Genomic DNA, 248 nt, shown 5'->3' with positions numbered 1-248 from the left:
GACACAACAGCTCCAGATGCGCCAACACTGACACTTGATACGGACTCTGGCTCAGCGGCGGATGACTTCTTAACCAACGACGGCAGCTTCACAGTCGGCGGCACAGAAGAGGGTGCGACAGTCGAATACCTCGTTGACGGAAACTGGACGACAACCGCACCAGTACCAACGGAAGGTGACAACACGATCACCGTTCGTCAAACCGACGCAGCGGGTAATACATCAGGCAGCAGCGAGCTGACGTTCAC

General features: G+C 56.5%; 1 protein-coding gene. It reads left to right on the top strand.

Annotated features, from left to right (window positions below; genetic code table 11):
• On the top strand, positions 1-248 hold a 248-nt coding region (locus tag ACFI6G_RS22285; RefSeq protein ID WP_462710492.1), incomplete at both ends, for an Ig-like domain-containing protein.

The organism is Vibrio sp. PSi01 (genome assembly GCF_054960695.1).
This window is presented reverse-complemented; position numbering and strand designations above follow the sequence as displayed.